This is a genomic window from Nocardioides marmorisolisilvae (assembly GCF_003725775.1).
GTDB lineage: Bacteria > Actinomycetota > Actinomycetes > Propionibacteriales > Nocardioidaceae > Marmoricola > Marmoricola marmorisolisilvae.
Window position 1 is genome coordinate 592080 of the sequence record NZ_RJSG01000001.1, and the last position, 14980, is coordinate 607059.

The 14980-nt window shown below is 70.5% G+C and carries 16 protein-coding genes; 9 read left to right on the plus strand and 7 right to left on the minus strand.

The window, feature by feature from the left end:
* Nucleotides 1–30: 30 nt before the first annotated feature.
* Together EFL95_RS03015 and EFL95_RS03020 are read right to left on the minus strand one after the other, a co-directional pair.
* Nucleotides 31–321 (minus strand): hypothetical protein, encoded by a 291-nt coding sequence (locus tag EFL95_RS03015; protein ID WP_148044951.1) that lies wholly within the window; start codon nucleotides 319–321, stop codon nucleotides 31–33.
* A 106-nt stretch (nucleotides 322–427) separates the two neighbouring features.
* Nucleotides 428–2005 (minus strand): helicase HerA-like domain-containing protein, encoded by a 1578-nt coding sequence (locus EFL95_RS03020; protein ID WP_123232542.1) that lies wholly within the window; start codon nucleotides 2003–2005, stop codon nucleotides 428–430.
* Nucleotides 2006–2043: 38 nt separating this feature from the next.
* Here EFL95_RS03020 and EFL95_RS03025 point away from each other — a divergent pair, with 38 nt between their 5' ends.
* Both EFL95_RS03025 and EFL95_RS03030 read left to right on the plus strand, forming a co-directional pair.
* Nucleotides 2044–2340 (plus strand): type II toxin-antitoxin system VapB family antitoxin, encoded by a 297-nt coding sequence (locus EFL95_RS03025; RefSeq protein WP_123232543.1) that lies wholly within the window; start codon nucleotides 2044–2046, stop codon nucleotides 2338–2340.
* 7 nt (nucleotides 2341–2347) lie between these two features.
* Nucleotides 2348–2845 (plus strand): LytR C-terminal domain-containing protein, encoded by a 498-nt coding sequence (locus tag EFL95_RS03030; protein ID WP_123232544.1) that lies wholly within the window; start codon nucleotides 2348–2350, stop codon nucleotides 2843–2845.
* Between the two features lie 27 nt (nucleotides 2846–2872).
* Here the strand turns inward: EFL95_RS03030 and EFL95_RS03035 are convergent, their stop codons facing one another.
* A complete protein-coding gene (locus EFL95_RS03035; RefSeq protein ID WP_123232545.1) occupies nucleotides 2873–3316 on the minus strand; it encodes a nuclear transport factor 2 family protein in 444 nt (147 codons plus the stop codon).
* 22 nt (nucleotides 3317–3338) lie between these two features.
* Between EFL95_RS03035 and EFL95_RS03040 the strand changes: the two genes are divergently transcribed.
* Nucleotides 3339–4508 (plus strand): sulfotransferase family protein, encoded by a 1170-nt coding sequence (locus EFL95_RS03040; protein ID WP_123232546.1) that lies wholly within the window; start codon nucleotides 3339–3341, stop codon nucleotides 4506–4508.
* Here the strand turns inward: EFL95_RS03040 and EFL95_RS03045 are convergent.
* Entirely contained in the window at nucleotides 4505–5080 is a 576-nt protein-coding gene (locus EFL95_RS03045; RefSeq protein WP_123232547.1) for a TetR/AcrR family transcriptional regulator, read from the minus strand. The two genes, EFL95_RS03040 and EFL95_RS03045, sit on opposite strands and share 4 nt — an antisense overlap.
* Before the next feature lie 63 nt (nucleotides 5081–5143).
* Here EFL95_RS03045 and EFL95_RS03050 point away from each other — a divergent pair, with 63 nt between their 5' ends.
* From EFL95_RS03050 to EFL95_RS03060, 3 genes are read left to right on the plus strand one after another with little or no spacing between them, the layout of a single operon-like run.
* The gene (locus tag EFL95_RS03050) at nucleotides 5144–6409 is read left to right on the plus strand and encodes a DUF1214 domain-containing protein (protein WP_123232548.1); all 1266 of its coding nucleotides are present in this window, start codon (nucleotides 5144–5146) and stop codon (nucleotides 6407–6409) included.
* Nucleotides 6406–7236 (plus strand): oxidoreductase, encoded by an 831-nt coding sequence (locus EFL95_RS03055; RefSeq protein WP_123232549.1) that lies wholly within the window; start codon nucleotides 6406–6408, stop codon nucleotides 7234–7236. Before EFL95_RS03050 ends, EFL95_RS03055 begins: the two co-directional genes overlap by 4 nt.
* The gene (locus tag EFL95_RS03060) at nucleotides 7233–8207 is read left to right on the plus strand and encodes an oxidoreductase (protein ID WP_123232550.1); all 975 of its coding nucleotides are present in this window, start codon (nucleotides 7233–7235) and stop codon (nucleotides 8205–8207) included. The genes EFL95_RS03055 and EFL95_RS03060 overlap by 4 nt, the downstream gene beginning before the upstream one ends.
* On the opposite strand, the gene EFL95_RS03065 is transcribed toward EFL95_RS03060, so the two are convergent.
* The gene (locus tag EFL95_RS03065) at nucleotides 8200–9693 is read right to left on the minus strand and encodes a potassium/proton antiporter (protein ID WP_123232551.1); all 1494 of its coding nucleotides are present in this window, start codon (nucleotides 9691–9693) and stop codon (nucleotides 8200–8202) included. The genes EFL95_RS03060 and EFL95_RS03065 overlap by 8 nt on opposite strands.
* Nucleotides 9694–9801: 108 nt before the next feature.
* On the opposite strand from EFL95_RS03065, the gene EFL95_RS03070 reads away from it, so the two are divergent.
* Genes EFL95_RS03070 through EFL95_RS03080 form a run of 3 tightly spaced genes read left to right on the plus strand, consistent with a single transcriptional unit; the run spans nucleotide 9802 to nucleotide 13307 of the window.
* The gene (locus tag EFL95_RS03070; RefSeq protein WP_123232552.1) at nucleotides 9802–11253 is read left to right on the plus strand and encodes an FAD-binding protein; all 1452 of its coding nucleotides are present in this window, start codon (nucleotides 9802–9804) and stop codon (nucleotides 11251–11253) included.
* 18 nt (nucleotides 11254–11271) lie between these two features.
* Complete coding sequence (locus tag EFL95_RS03075; protein WP_246004773.1) at nucleotides 11272–12456, plus strand: pyridoxal phosphate-dependent aminotransferase; 1185 nt, start codon at nucleotides 11272–11274, stop codon at nucleotides 12454–12456.
* Complete coding sequence (locus EFL95_RS03080) at nucleotides 12453–13307, plus strand: MOSC domain-containing protein (protein ID WP_183406994.1); 855 nt, start codon at nucleotides 12453–12455, stop codon at nucleotides 13305–13307. Before EFL95_RS03075 ends, EFL95_RS03080 begins: the two co-directional genes overlap by 4 nt.
* Here EFL95_RS03080 and EFL95_RS03085 read toward each other — a convergent pair whose 3' ends face one another.
* Both EFL95_RS03085 and EFL95_RS03090 read right to left on the minus strand, forming a co-directional pair.
* Nucleotides 13308–14363: a polysaccharide deacetylase family protein gene (locus tag EFL95_RS03085; RefSeq protein ID WP_123232554.1), complete on the minus strand. Its 1056-nt coding sequence runs from the start codon at nucleotides 14361–14363 to the stop codon at nucleotides 13308–13310. It abuts the gene before it with no gap.
* Nucleotides 14364–14375: 12 nt separating this feature from the next.
* Entirely contained in the window at nucleotides 14376–14975 is a 600-nt protein-coding gene (locus tag EFL95_RS03090; protein WP_221176294.1) for a TetR/AcrR family transcriptional regulator, read from the minus strand.
* Nucleotides 14976–14980 lie beyond the last annotated feature (5 nt).

The window sequence follows — 14980 nt, forward strand, 5'->3', positions numbered from 1 at the left end:
TTATTGAACTTGTGTCAATAGAGTGTGGGATCAGTCCCAGTTGATGGATTCCGAGACGTCCATCCGGTCCCAGAACTCGATCGTGGGCGGGCTGGTCGCGCCCGCGGCCGCCATCACGTTCGCGATGTCGGTCTCGGACTCGAAGAACGCCTGGAACGACTCCCGGTCCGGCCACTCGTCGATGACGAGCACCTCGCCGCCGTTGGTGAAGAACCGGTGCCGGATCGCGCCGGCGGCCTTTCCGCGGTCGGCGACGCCCTGGAGCGTGGCCGCGTCGAAGGCCTCGACGGCCCTGGGGTCTCCCGAGACTCGCACTGTCACAACAACACTCATCACTGCTCCCCTCGTGGCGAGAACTCCTCGCCGGACCATCGTCACTCCGGGGGCTCGGAGCGGGCCATGGCCCGATGTGACGGAACAGTGACGTTCAGCGGCGACCGGTCTTGAACATCCCCCGGACGATCTCCCGGGCCGCGGTGCGCATCACCTGCTTGAAGGCCGTCGAGGTGACCACCTCCTCGACCACGCCCTTCTCCTTCTTCGCCGTACGGCGAGGAGCCGGGGCCTTCGAGGCCTTCGGCGTCGGGGCCGGAGCCGCGGTCCGCTCGGCCTGAGCCTTCGCGGCGCCGGCCTCGAGCTTGCCCGCCAGGATCTCGCGGGCGGACTCACGATCGACGGCCGTGGCGTACTTGGCGTGCAGGGCCGAGGACTCGACCGTCTTCTGCATCGCCCCCGCGTCCGCCGCACCCATCAGCGATTCCGGTGCCCGCAGGCGCGTCCAGGCGACCGGCGTGGGCGCACCCTTCTCGTTCATCACGGTGATCACCGCCTCGCCGATGCCGAGCGTGGTGATCACCTCCCCCAGGTCGGCGTACCCGCTGGTGGGGTAGGTGTTCACCGTCGCCTTGAGCGCCTTGGCGTCGTTCGGCGTGTGGGCGCGCAGCTGGTGCTGGACCCGCGAGCCGATCTGGGCGAGCACCTCGTCCGGGACGTCGGTCGGCGACTGGGTCACGAAGAAGACCCCGACCCCCTTGGAGCGGATCAGCCGGACGGTCTGCGCGATCGAGTCCAGGAACGCGGGCGAGGCGTCGTGGAACAGCAGGTGCGCCTCGTCGAAGAAGAACACCAGCTTCGGCTTGTCGACATCGCCGACCTCGGGCAGGTCGTGGAAGAGGTCGGCCAGCAGCCACATCAGGAACGTCGAGAAGATCGCCGGCTTCTCCACCAGCGTGGGCAGCTCGACGAGCGAGATCAGGCCCTTGCCGGACGGCGTCGTGCGCAGGAAGTCGCCGGTCTCGAACTCGGGTTCGCCGAAGAACGCGTCGGCGCCCTGGTCGGAGAACGCGATCAGCTCGCGCAGGATCACGCCCGCGGTCGCCGAGGACAGCCCCCCGAGGTCCTTGAGGGCGGCCTTGCCCTCGTCGGAGACCAGGTACTTGATCACCTCGCGGAGGTCGGCGAGGTCGAGCAGCGGCAGTCCCGCCGTGTCGGCGTAGTGGAAGATCAGCCCGAGCGACGACTCCTGGGTCTCGTTGAGGCCGAGCACCTTGGCCAGCAGGGTCGGACCGAACGCCGACATCGTGACGCGCAGCGGGATCCCGGTGCCGTCGCCACCGAGCGCGAAGAACTCGACCGGGAACGCGGTGGCCTTCCAGGTCTGCCCGACCGAGGCCGTGCGCGCGGTCAGCTTCTCGTTCTCCGCCCCGAAGGTAGACAGGCCGGACAGGTCGCCCTTGATGTCGGCGGCGAAGACCGGGACGCCCGCCGCGCTGAGCTGCTCGGCCATCAGCTGGAGCGTCTTGGTCTTGCCGGTTCCGGTCGCGCCGGCCACCAGGCCGTGCCGGTTGAGCATCCCCAGCGGGATGCGGACGTGGACGTCGGAGAGGTGGTCGGCGTCGAGCATCAGCGCACCGAGCTCGAGGGCCGGACCGTCGAACTGGTAGCCGGCGGCAACGGTCGCGGCGAGGTCTCCTGCAGCGTCCCCGGACGGGTTCTCGTCTGCCATGGCAGGAGCCTAACCACCCTCTTCGGTAGCCTCGACTTGTGATCTTCAAGCGCATCGGTGACGGGCGCCCGTACCCGGCCCACGCTCTCGGGCCTCAGGACTGGGCTGCGCTGCCGCCGCGCCCGGTGCGCCTGGACGAGCTGGTGACCACCAAGGACACCCTCCAGCTCGCTGCTCTGCTCGACGAGGACTCCACCTTCTTCGGCGACCTGTTCGCCCACGTCGTGCAGTGGCGCGACGAGCTCTACCTCGAGGACGGGCTGCACCGCGCGCTCCGTGCGGCGCTCCAGCAGCGGCACGTCGTCCACGCCCGGGTTCACGAGGTTCACGAATGAGTCACGCGTGAACCCGCGCCTGACCGCGCCGCTCTCGCTGGCGGCCGCGGCGCTGGCCGTCCTGGTCATGGCGATGTGGGGGATGAACGCGCTGACCGCTCCGTTCGAGGGCGACGACAGCTCCGGCACCGACACCAGCTCCTGCGGCTCCACCCACCGCACGATCAAGCGGTCGGACGTGACCGTGAGCGTCTACAACGCCGGCAAGCGGCAGGGCCGGGCCGGGGTCACCCTCGACCGGCTCGAGTCAGCCGGGTTCAACCCCGGCGCGGTCGGGAACGCCCCCAAGGGCACCAAGCTGCACGGCGCCGTCGTGCACACCACGAAGAAGGACCACCCCGACGCCACGCTCGTCGCGGAGGCTCTGGGGCCGCACGTGTCCGTCGTGGTGACCTCGGTGGACCTCGGCCCCGGCGTCGACGTGCTCATCGGGGACCGGTTCAACAAGCTGGACCCGAAGGCGCCGCGCTCGATCCGCGTCACCCACACCGTCGGCGGCTGCTGAGCTCCACCGGACCGGGCCCGGTCGAGATCACCACTTCAGGTGCTGGCTGAGGTCCCCCATCAGGTCGACGAACAGGGTGCGGGTCGCGAACCACCACTGACCGTCGATCACCTGGAACGTGTCGTGGTACCGGCCGGCGATGATCGGCTGCAACGGCAGCGCCGGCGTCGCCTGGACGACGCAGTAGTACGACCGGCAGCGGGCGGTGCCGGCCTCGTCGTCCACCTCGATGATCGGGTTGGTGGTGATGTGCTTGGTCTTCGGGGTGCCGTCGTCCTCGTAGAGCCGGGTCGACATCCCGTACATCTTGCGCGCGCCCTCGCGGCCGTGGAACTGGGTCTCGGGCGGCCCGTTCTCCTGCCCGAAGATGGTGGCGTGTGTGAACAGCTCGGCGACGCCGTCGAGGTCACCGAGGTCGATCCGCTCGGCGTAGGTGTAGAGCAGGTTCTCGATCTGGCGGGCGCTGTCCATGGCGGCACTCTAGGGTTCGCGCGTGGACATCGGTACGGACTTCGCCCCTTCGTCGCTGGTCGCGGACGCGCAGCGCAAGGAGTCGTTGGAGGACTTCGGACCGGGTGAGTACGCCGGGGCACTCGAGGTGCTGACGGCCGACTACCCGGGCGCCGGGCTGAGCGAGCTCGGTGCGCACATCATCCGCAGCGGCCTGGTGCACAGCCTGCGGATGCGGCTGCGCGCGACCGAGTGGCGGCGTCTGCACCCCGAGATCGCCGAGGAACAGATCGAGGCTCCGGTCGTGGTGGTCGGGATGATGCGCAGCGGCACCACGCTGATGCAGCGGCTGCTCGCGGCGGATCCGCGCTTCACCTGCGCGCACGGCTGGGAGGTCCTCGAAGCCGCCCCGAAGCTGACCTGGGACCCGGACGGCCCGGACCCCCGCATCGACGCGGCGCTGACCCGCCAGGACCAGACCCAGCAGTTCATGCCGGACCTCTTCGCGATCCACCCGATGTACGCGCTCGAGGCGGAGGAGGAGATCGTCTTCCTCGACCAGGCCTTCCTCTCGCACGTTCCGGAGTCGGGCGCGCACCTGCCGACGTACCGGTCCTGGTTGAACGACCAGGACTTCACCCCGGCCTACGACCACCTGCACGCGATGCTCCAGCTGCTGCAGTGGCAGAAGCGGCAGCGCGGCGAGGCGCCCGGGCGCTGGGTGCTCAAGACGCCGGCGCACCTCGGCTACCTCGACGACCTGCGATCCCGGTTCCCGGACCTGCACGTGGTGCACCTGCACCGCGACCCGGTCGCCTCGATCGGCTCCGGGGCGAGCCTGAACGCGACCCTGCACGCGATGCACTCCGACCACGTCGACCTGGTGCGGGTCGGCGCGCAGTGGATCGAGCGGACGGGATGGACCAACGACCGCGCCCTGGCGACCCGGGACCGCTGGGACCTCGAGGCTCCGGGCCTGGTCACCGACATCGCGTTCGAGGACGCGGTCGCCGATCCGATCGGCTCCGTCGCGCGCGTGTACGCCGCCCTCGGGCTCGACCTCGACGGCACGGCCGAGAAGGCGATGCGCGACTGGCTGGCACGACGGCCGCGCGAGGAAGGGCGGCCGGACTATCAACCGGAGACCTACGGACTGAGCGAGGGCCAGATCCGCGAGCGTTTCCGCGCGTACGAGCAGCGGTTCCGCGGCTAGCGGCGCCCGCGGAAGCCGAGCAGCGGACGCACCTTCTCCAGGGCCTGCTCGGTGAGGGCGCCGAGCACCCGCAGGTCGGGGTCGGGTTCCTCGCTCCACACCGCGACGGCCGCGAAGACCGCGCCGGCGAGTGCCTCCGCACGCACCGCGGCGTCGAGCTCCCCGACGCCTCGGTCTCCGAGCAGCTGGCGCAGCTCGCGAGCCATCGCCGCCTGCCGGTCGCGGAAGACCCGCTCGATCCGTTCCGGGCTGAGCAGTGCGCGCCGGAGCCGCGCGATCTCCACCAGGAGCCGGGGGTCGGTGGGGGCTGAGCCGAGCGACTCCAGCACCGAGCTGATCAGGTCCTCGGAGACCGGACGCGACCGGATCGCCTGCCGGAACCAGGCCAGCCCCTCGGTCAGGTCGGCGAAGAGCACCTCGTCCTTGGTGGCGAAGTGCCGGTAGAAGGTGCGCTCGGTGACGCCCGCCTCAGCGGCGATGGCCGGCACGCTGGCCGCTTCGAAGCCGTCAGCCACGAAGTGCTTGAGCGCCGTCGCGCGCAGTGCTGCGCGGGTGCGCTCGGCCTTCGTCACGTCGGGAGACTATCATTTTGTCAGTACTGACATTTTAGCCGGATCGCTGCTAGCGTCCCGCCCATGCCCACCACCTACGACGGCCACGCCGTCGCGACCGCCGAGCAGCACGAGCACGAGCTCGCAGCGCTCGAGCTGGTCCAGCACCCCATCGTGCGGGCGGCGTACCGGGACGTCGCCGAGACCTGGCTCGCGCGCGCCAAGCCGAGCGAGGCGATGCGCGAGCGCTTCGAGGCGGCGTACGAGGAGGTGATGTTCTCGGCGGCGGTGTGGTCCAGCAACCAGGACCCGCTGCGCCCCAAGGTCACCTGCATCACGCGGCTCGCGCACGAGGTCGAGGGACAGCGGATCCCTGGCACCCGCTGGGGCATCGACAACCCGGACAGCGTGTACCGGGTGATCCCGATCTCCGGCGAGGAGCGCTACGTCATCCGCGGCCGGGTCGGCGAGCACCGGATGACGGAGAACTACTTCACCCTCTGGAACGCGCACATGGGCACGATCGACGTGGTCGACGGCCGGCGGATGGAGGTCGCCGCCGACGGGACCTACGAGATCACCGTCGACAACTCGCCCAAGGACGGCCGCACGAACCACATCCAGAGCACGCCCGAGGCGCACGAGTTCTACATCCGCGACGTGCTGCTCGACTGGACCCACGACGAGCCGAACCACATCACGGTCGAGCGGGTTTCGACCGGCTCGAGAACCGGTCGGCCGGCGCTCACGATCGACGAGCAGGCCGAGAAGACCGCGGCCATGATGGCGCACTTCGCGGACTTCACCGGCAAGCTCTCCTACGGGATGTCGAAGTCGCCCGCCAACCACTTCTCGCTGGCCTGGAACTCGAACCAGCACGGCGCGATGGTCGGCCAGGTCTACGTCGCCGGCCGCTTCGACCTCGAGCCGGGCCAGGCGTTCGTCGTCGACGTCAGCGACGGCGGTGCCGAGTACTTCACGGTGCCGCTCGGCAACCTCTGGGGCACGACGCTGAACATCTACGGCTCGACGAGCAGCCTCAACAAGGCCCAGTCGAAGCCGAACGAGGACGGCACCTACACCTACGTCATCGCGCCGGAGAACCCCGGCGTGCACAACTGGATCGACTCCGACGGCCTGCGCGAGGGCTTCCTCACCCTGCGGATGGCCGAGTTCGGGCCGAACGGAGCCAGCGAGGACCTGGCCGCGACCGGCCGGGTGATCGACCTCGACCGGCTCGACGCCGAGCTCCCGCACGTCGAGCGGATCGACGCCGCCGGCCGGGCCGAGCAGCTCGAGGTGCGTCAGACCGGTTACCTGAACCGCCTCCCCGAAGGAGTGCTCGCATGAGTCGCTGGTTGATCACCGGGTGCTCGACCGGCATCGGCCGCGAGATCGCTCGCGTCGCCCTCGAGGCCGGGCACCAGGTCGTGGCGACCGCCCGCAACGTCGAGGCCGTGCAGGACTTCGTGGCCGACTTCCGCGACCGCGCCGTCGCCGTGCCGCTGGATGTCACCGACAAGGCGCAGATCCGGGCGGCGTTCGAAGCCGCGGACGCCGCCTTCGGCGGCATCGACGTGCTCGTCAACAACGCCGGCTACGGCTACCTGTCGGCGGTCGAGGAGGGCGAGGACAGCGAGATCCGGGCGCTCTTCGACACCAACTACTTCTCGGTCGTCGATGCGATCCAGGAGGCGCTGCCGCGGATGCGCGCCCAGGGCAGCGGCCACATCATCAACATCTCCTCGATGACCGGCCTGGTGGCCAACCCACCGAACGCCTTCTACTCCTCGACCAAGTTCGCGATGGAGGCCCTCACCGAGGCGCTGTCCAAGGAGGTCGCCGCGTTCGGCATCAAGGTGACCGCGGTCGAGCCGGGCGCGTTCCGCACCGACTGGGCCAAGCGGTCGATGCACGAGTCCAGCAACCCGATCGACGCGTACGCCGAGGACGTCGCGGTGCGCAAGGACCTGATCAAGCAGTTCGCCGACCACCTTCCGGGAGATCCGCGCCGGGTCGGGGACGCGGTGGTCATGCTGGCCGGGCTGGAGGAACCGCCGCTGCGGCTGCTGCTGGGGCACGACGTGCTCAAGGCGGTGCGCGAGAAGATCGCCGCCATGAGCGCCTCGATCGACGCGTGGGAACCCGTCACCCTCGACGTGAATTTCCCGTCATGACCTACACCCGTACGCCGCAGCAGCCGATCGGCACGGGCTTCGGCCTGCACACCACCGCGGCCGAGGTGCTCGAGGGGATCGACCTGTCCGGCACGCGAGCCCTGGTCACCGGCGGCTACTCGGGGATCGGCATCGAGATGGTCCGCGCGCTGACGGGCGCGGGAGCCACGGTGCTCGCCCCGGCCCGGCGCCCCGAGCAGGCTCGCGAGGCGCTCGCGGGCATCCCCGGTGTGATCCACGGCGAGCTCGACCTGGCGGACCAGGCCAGCGTCGCCGCCTATGCCGACGAGGTGCTGCGCGGGGGCCAGCACCTCGACATCGTCATCGACAGCGCCGGCATCATGGCCTGCCCCGAGCAGCACGTCGGGCCCGGGTGGGAGCTGCAGTTCGCGACCAACCACCTCGGCCACTTCGCCCTGGTGAACCGGCTGTGGCCACTCATCACCGGTGGTTCGCGGGTGGTCAGCATCTCCTCGGGCGGGCACCAGTTCTCCGGGATCCGCTGGGAGGACCCGTGGTTCGCCGACGGGTACGACAAGTGGCTGGCGTACGGGCAGTCGAAGTCGGCCAACGTGCTGTTCGCCGTCGAGCTCGACCGACGCGGCGCCGACCACGACGTCCGCGCCTTCTCGCTGCACCCGGGGGCGATCCTCACCCCGCTGGGTCGTCACCTCGAGTCCGAGGACGTGGAGAAGCTGCTGTCCTACGGCAGCGACGGCAAGCCGCTGATGCCGGAGTTCAAGTCTCCCGAGGCCGGCGCTGCGACCGCGGTCCTCGCCGCGACCTCACCGCTGCTCGACGGTCTCGGCGGCGTCTACCTCGAGGACTGCGAGATCACTCCGGTGGCGAATCCGGAGGGTCGGGTCACCGGTCAGGCACTCGGCGTGATGCCGCACGCCATCGACCCCGACGAGGCCCGGCGCCTGTGGGCGTGGTCGGCCGATCTCACCGGGCTCGACGCGTTCAGCTGACGTCGTCGTTCCACTGCGCCAGCCGGCCACGCAACGAGACCGAGCGCAGCCGCTCCTCCGTCTTCTCCCGGCCCTTGCGGGTGGTCACGACCAGCAGCTCGTCCCCGTGCCGCAGCGACGTCCGGTCCTGCGGCACCAGCGTGCTGCCGTCGCGCACGATCAGCGAGACCGACGATCCCTTGGGCAGGCGCAGCTCGGCCACCTCGACGCCGTGCATCAGCGACTTCGGCGAGATCGTGATCATGAGCAGGTCGGCCGCGATCCGCTCGAGCGGTGCGGCCTCGACGTCGAGGTCGCGCGGTTCGCTGCGGCGCGCGACCTTGAGCACGCGCGCCACCCACGGCAGCGTCGGCGCCGTGATCAGGGTGTCGATCACCACCAGCACGAAGACGACGTTGAACAGCTCGGTCGCCTTGTGCACGCCCGCCGAGAGCGGGATGGTGGCGAGCACGATCGGCACGGCGCCGCGCAGGCCCGCCCAGCTGATGAAGCCGAGCTCGGGCAGCGGGATCGGTTGCACCAGTGCGGAGACGAGCACCGAGACCGGCCGCGCGATCACGGTCAGCACCAGCACGGCCACCACGGCGATGCCGAGGACCTTCCAGGTGAACCCGCTGGGACTGACCAGCAGACCGAGCATCACGAACAGCCCGATCTGGGAGAGCCACGCCATGCCCTCGGCGAAGGACCGGGTGGCGGCACGGTGCGGCAGCTCGGAGTTGCCGAGGACCAGTGCGGCGACGTACACCGCGGCGAACCCGGAGCCGTGCAGCGTCGCGGTTCCCGCGTAGGCGAAGACCGCGAACGACAGCACCGCCAGCGGGTAGAGCCCCGAGGACGGCAGCGCCGCGCGCCGCATCAGCCAGGCGCCGGCGAAACCCACGAGCAGGCCGCCGGCCGTGCCGATGAGCAGCTCGGAGACGACCTCGCCGAGGAAGTTCAGGGCACCGTGGTGACCGCTGGCGCTGACCAGGGTCACCAGGACGACCGTCGGGGCGTCGTTGAGGCCGGACTCTGCCTCGAGGGTGGCGTTGATCCGGCGCGGGAGCGGCACCCGGCGCAGCACCGAGAACACCGCAGCCGCGTCGGTGGGCGAGGTGAGCGCGCCCAGCAGGACGGCGAGCTGCCAGCTCATCCCGAGCGCGAAGTGCGCGACGAGCGCGACGATCCCGACGCTGACCGCGACGCCCAGCGTCGCCAGGGACAGCCCCAGCTTGATCACCGGGCGCATCTCGCCCCAGTGGGTCGTCAGACCGCCCTCGGCCAGGATGATGATGAGGGCAGCGAAACCCAGCGCGTTGGCCAGCTCGGCGTCCGAGAAGCTGACGCCCAGACCGGCATCGCCGAGGCCGACTCCGATCAGCAGGTAGAGCAGCAGGCTCGGCAGGCCCGCGCGCACGGAGGCGCGGACGGCCACGATCGCTACCAACAGCACGCCAGTACCTGCCAGGAGACCCTGGTTGAGCGTGTGGACGTCGAGTGTCATGTCGGCACCTCGGCGGTAGACGAATCCGAAGTCTACCTAAGATCCGAAACGGTCCCTGAGCCTGTCGAAGGGTAGAACTTGTTCTAGTTTGGCCGTACCCTGAGGTCCATGACCACGGCTCTTCCCGACGTCCTGCCTGCCTCGACCCTGCCCGAGGGTGCCGAGCAGACCGACGTGCTCGTCATCGGCTTCGGCATCGCCGGCGGCTGCGCGGCCCTGGAGGCCGCCCGCGCGGGCGCGAAGGTGGTGCTCCTCGAGCGGGCCGCGACCTACGGCGGCACCAGCGCGATGTCCGGTGGCCACTTCTACCTCGGCGGCGGCACCGCCGTGCAGCAGGCGACCGGCCACGAGGACAGCGCCGAGGAGATGTACAAGTTCCTGATCGCTGTCAGCGAGGACCCGGAGCCGGACAAGATCCGTGCGTTCTGCGACGACAGCGTCGAGCACTTCGACTGGGTCGAGGCCCTCGGCTTCCAGTTCGAGCGGTCCTACTTCCCGGGCAAGGCGGTGATCCAGCCCAACACCGAGGGCCTGATGTTCACCGGCAACGAGAAGGTCTTCCCCTACCGCGACGCCGCGATCCCCGCGCCGCGCGGCCACAAGGTCCCGGTCCCGGGCGACACCGGCGGCACCCAGATGGTGATGGACCTGCTGGCGAAGCGCTGCGAGGAGGCCGGCGTCGAGGTCCGCTACGAGACCGGCGCCACCAACCTGATCACCGACGAGTCCGGGGCGGTCCTCGGCGTCGCCTGGAAGAAGTTCTCCGAGACCGGCGTGCTGGCCGCCAAGGCCGTGGTCGTCGCTGCCGGCGGCTTCGTGATGAACCCCGACATGGTCCAGGAGTTCACCCCGGCCCTCGGCGAGAAGCTGTTCGTGCTGGGCAACACCTACGACGACGGGCTGGGCCTGCGCCTGGGCCGGTCGGTCGGCGCGCAGCTGAAGTTCATGGACGAGCCGTTCATCACCGCGCCCTTCTACCCGCCGTCCCAGCTGGTCACCGGCATCGTGGTCAACAAGGACGGCAAGCGGTTCGTCGCCGAGGACAGCTACCACTCGCGCACGTCGTACCACGTGATGCACCAGCCCGAGCAGATCGCGTACCTGATCGTCGACTCGGCCCACATCGAGCACCCGACGATGCCGCTGTGCCCGTTCATCGACGGCTGGGAGACGGTGGAGGAGATGGAGGCCGCGCTCGGCATCCCGACCGGCAACCTGGTGCAGACCCTCGGCGATTACAACAAGTACGCGCACGAGGGCGACGACCCGGAGTTCCACAAGCATCCGGACTGGATCGCGCCGCAGGACCACGGCCCGTGGGGCGCCTACGACCTGACCCTGGGCAAGGCCCTGTACGCCGGCTTCACCCTCGGCGGGATGCGCTGCTCGGTCGACGGCCAGGTCCAGCGCGAGGACGGTTCGGTGATCGACGGCCTGTACGCCGCCGGTGCCTGCGCCGCGAACATCGCGCAGACGGGCGCCAGCTACGCCTCGGGCACCCAGCTCGCGGAGGGTTCGTACTTCGGCCGTCGCGCCGGGCGCCACGCAGCCTCCCGGTGAGCCGGATACCGTGACCTGGTGAGCAGACTCCAGGTCGCGGCGCGGGCCAACGTCCCGCCCTTCCACGTGATGGACCTGCTCGCTGCCGCCCAGGCGCGTCAGGCCAGCCACGGCGACCTGGTGAACTTCGTCGCCGGCCAGCCCTCGACCGGGGCGCCCAAGGCCGTCCGCGCCGAAGCCGTGCGGCTTCTGGAGGAGGACCTGCTCGGCTACAGCGTGGCCACCGGCATCCCCGAGCTGCGCACCGCGATCGCCGAGCACCACCGCACGGCATCCGGCATCGACGTCGGCGCCGATGACGTCGTGGTGACCACCGGGTCCTCGGGCGGCTTCCTGCTCGCCTTCCTGGCGGCGTTCTCGCCCGGCGACCGGGTGGTGATGGCCCGGCCGGGCTACCCCTGCTACCGCAACGTGCTCACCGCGCTGGGTTGTGAGGTCGTCGAGATCGACTGCGGTCCCGAGACCCGGTTCCAGCCGACAGTCGAGCTCCTCGAAGCGGTGCCCGGTCCGGTCGCGGGCCTGGTGATCGCCTCGCCCGCGAACCCGACCGGCACGATGATCCCGGCCGAGGAGCTGGCCGCGCTGGCTGCGTGGTGCGAGCAGAACGGCGTCCGGCTGATCTCCGACGAGATCTACCACGGCATCACCTACGGGGTTTCGGCCAGCCCAACCAGTACGGAATCCGGGACGTCCAGCGCGTGGCAGACCTCGCGCACCGGGGTCATCTTCGGGTCGTTCTCGAAGTACTTCTCGATGACCGGCTGGCGGCTCGGCTGGATGGTCGTCCCCGAGGACCTGCGCCGTCCGGTGGACGTGCTGACCGGCAACTTCACGATCTGCCCGCCGGTGCTCTCGCAGTACGCCGCCCTCGCGGCGTTCACCCCCGACGCCTACGCCGAGCTCGACGGCCACGTGGCCCGCTACGCGCAGAACCGCTCGATCCTGCTCGACGGGCTGCCCCGTCTCGGCATCGACCGGCTCGCCCCGGCCGACGGCGCCTTCTACGTCTACGCCGACATCGGCCACCTCACCGATGACAGCTACGGCTGGTGCCAGCGGCTGCTCGCCGAGACCGGGGTGGCCATGGCGCCGGGTATCGACTTCGACACCCGTCGCGGCCACGAGTTCGTGCGGTTGTCGTTCGCCGGCACGGCAGCCGAGATCGAGCTCGGGCTGGACCGGCTGGCCGGTTGGCTGGCGTGAGCGACCCCGCGATAGCCCGGGTCGCCGGGCTGGGCATCCACCCGGTCAAGAGCACCGCGATCCGCCCGGTCGAGCGCGCCACCGTGCACCCGTGGGGTCTGGCCGGGGACCGGCGCTGGATGGTGGTGGACGCGGACGGGACCCTGGTGAGCGCCCGGGAGCTGCGCGAGCTGTTCCTGGTCACGGCCGACACCCCGGAGACCGAACCTGGCCTGGGCGCACCCCTGCGACTGCGCGCCCGCGGGTTCGACCCGATCGACGTCGTCGAGCCGGACACCGACCTGATCGACCTGCGGATGCACAGCAACGACCTGCAGGGACGGCCCGCGGCCGAGAGCGCGAACACCTGGATCCGGGACGTCACCGGACGTCGGGACCTGCGGTTGATCTGGTGCGACGACCCGACCCGGCGCACGTTCGACCGCGACTGGGCGCTCCCGAGCGACCACGCGCCGTACACGGACAGCTGTCCGGTCACCCTGGCGTCGCTGTCGTCGCTGCGGCAGCTCAACGACTGGATCGCGCAGGACGCCGTCGAACGCGGCGACGAACCGCCGGCGCCGCTGCCGATCGGACGCTTCCGCGCCAACGTCGTGGTCGACGGCGCCGAGGCGTTCGCCGAGGACGGCTGGGCACGGCTGCGCATCGGCGACGTCTGGTTCCGACAGCCCAAACGGGTCGACCGCTGTGTGATGACGACGATCTCGGCCACCGACCTCAGCTCGACCAAGGAGCCGATCCGCACACTGGCCCGCTACCGGCTCGCGGACCAGAAGACCTGGTTCGCGGTGCACCTGGTCCCCGAGGGACCCGGGACCATCGTGGTCGGCGACGAGGTCGTCGTCGACTGATCAGCGACCGTGGTGCCGGCGCAACGGCACCTTGGTGGCCAGGTCGCGCAGATAGGCGGAGAGGTTCATCCGCAGCGCGGCCCGCGAGGTGAACAACAGCAGCGCCTGCTCGCGGCGCTCGGCCTTGGTCTCGGTGCGCGTGGGAGCCGCCGCGGCGCGGACGGCGGTCGTCGACGACGAAGTAGCGGTGGAGCCGGCCGGGACGATGCGCTTCGCGGTCCTCGGGGCACCGGCGCCGCCGACGCCGCCGTTCCAGCTCAGGCGCGTGAAGCAGTAGCCGCGAGCTCGGGCGCGCTTCACCACGATCGGGACGGCCGCGAGCGACGCCGGGGAGTTGTCGACCCCGTCGTGCTGGAGGACGAGGTTGGTCCGGTGCGGGCGGAGCGAGTCGAGGATCCGCGCGGCGATCGTCGAGGAGCCGCCGCCGGCCCAGTCGCGGGAGTCGATGGTCCACAGCACCGGGATCAGCCCGGCGTCGCGGATGACCTTGCGGACCCGTCCGTTGATGGCCCCGTACGGCGGCCGCATCAGGTGCGACACCGCGATGTGGTGGTGCCGGAACGCTGCGGCCGTGGCGTGCAGCTGGTGACGGATCTGCTTGGCGGTCAGGTCGGTCATCACCGGGTGGTTCCAGGTGTGGTTGCCGATCGTGAAGCCGTGGCTCGCGACGTACCGGGCCAGTGCCGGGTGGGCGTCGACGTGCTCACCGATCATGAAGAAGGTCGCGGGCACCTTGAGCTTCAGCAGGGTCCGGACCAGCTTCGCGGTCACGGCGGGGTTGGGGCCGTCGTCGAAGGTCAGGGCGATCTGGCCGGCGCGGCACGAGCCGCTGCTCGCGTTCCGGGCGACGGCGGTCCGCACGGCCGCGTTCCCGTCCACCGGCGTGGTGGCCACGCGCGCGTGCACCGGCTTCACGACAGCCACCGGACGCAGGGCGACAGGGCGCTTCGCGGCGTGCGACGGCTGCTCGGCGGGTGCGACGGAGACGAACGCCAGCCCGAGCAGCACGCAGGCAGCGAGAAGTCCGGAGGCCCATGCAGGGGTGAAACGGCCCATCCGGCAATGATTTCAGGCCGAGAGGCCTCCACTGAGCACATTCACCAAGTGGTCGACAAAACGTTCGTGTCCGAGCCGCTGCCGGGTGCCGTTCTCGCGGGCGCGGGCCCTCTCGGCCAGAGCAGCGGTGAGGAAGGTCACCAGCAGTGCACCCCGTTCCCGGGCGATCGTGGTGCCCAGACGGGGCTCGATCAGCGCGTGCAGGCGTTCCAGCTGGGCGCCGATCACCGTCCCGGAGAGCACCTCGTTGGGGTGCCCGGTGCCCACCCCGGACCACCCGGCGAGCTGCTCGATGATCCGCAGGAAGTCGCGGCCGTCCTCGGTCGCGAGCAGCGCTGCGGTCGGCGCGACGATCAGCCGGACCACCTCCACCAGGTCGTCGTCGGCGCCGGGCACCTCGCGCTGCGCCTCCATCGCCCCCATGTGCTTGGCGACGATCGCGGTCAGCAGACCCTGCCGCGAACCGAAGTGGTAGCCGACCGCGGAGTCGTTGCGCTGCCCGGCGTCGCGCACCACGGCGCTCAGCTTCGCTCCGGCGACACCGTCCCGGGCGAAGCGCTGCTCACCGGCACGGAGCAGCCGTGCGCGGGTTTCCGTTGCGTCTCGAGCCACAGTTG

Coding starts and splice junctions, on each gene's coding strand:
- EFL95_RS03020 (WP_123232542.1), bottom strand. CDS start 2,005: ATGGCAGACGAGAACCCGTCCGGGGACGCTGCAGGAGACCTCGCCGCG.
- EFL95_RS03035 (WP_123232545.1), bottom strand. CDS start 3,316: ATGGACAGCGCCCGCCAGATCGAGAACCTGCTCTACACCTACGCCGAG.
- EFL95_RS03050 (WP_123232548.1), top strand. CDS start 5,144: ATGCCCACCACCTACGACGGCCACGCCGTCGCGACCGCCGAGCAGCAC.
- EFL95_RS03055 (WP_123232549.1), top strand. CDS start 6,406: ATGAGTCGCTGGTTGATCACCGGGTGCTCGACCGGCATCGGCCGCGAG.
- EFL95_RS03060 (WP_123232550.1), top strand. CDS start 7,233: ATGACCTACACCCGTACGCCGCAGCAGCCGATCGGCACGGGCTTCGGC.
- EFL95_RS03065 (WP_123232551.1), bottom strand. CDS start 9,693: ATGACACTCGACGTCCACACGCTCAACCAGGGTCTCCTGGCAGGTACT.
- EFL95_RS03070 (WP_123232552.1), top strand. CDS start 9,802: ATGACCACGGCTCTTCCCGACGTCCTGCCTGCCTCGACCCTGCCCGAG.
- EFL95_RS03085 (WP_123232554.1), bottom strand. CDS start 14,363: ATGGGCCGTTTCACCCCTGCATGGGCCTCCGGACTTCTCGCTGCCTGC.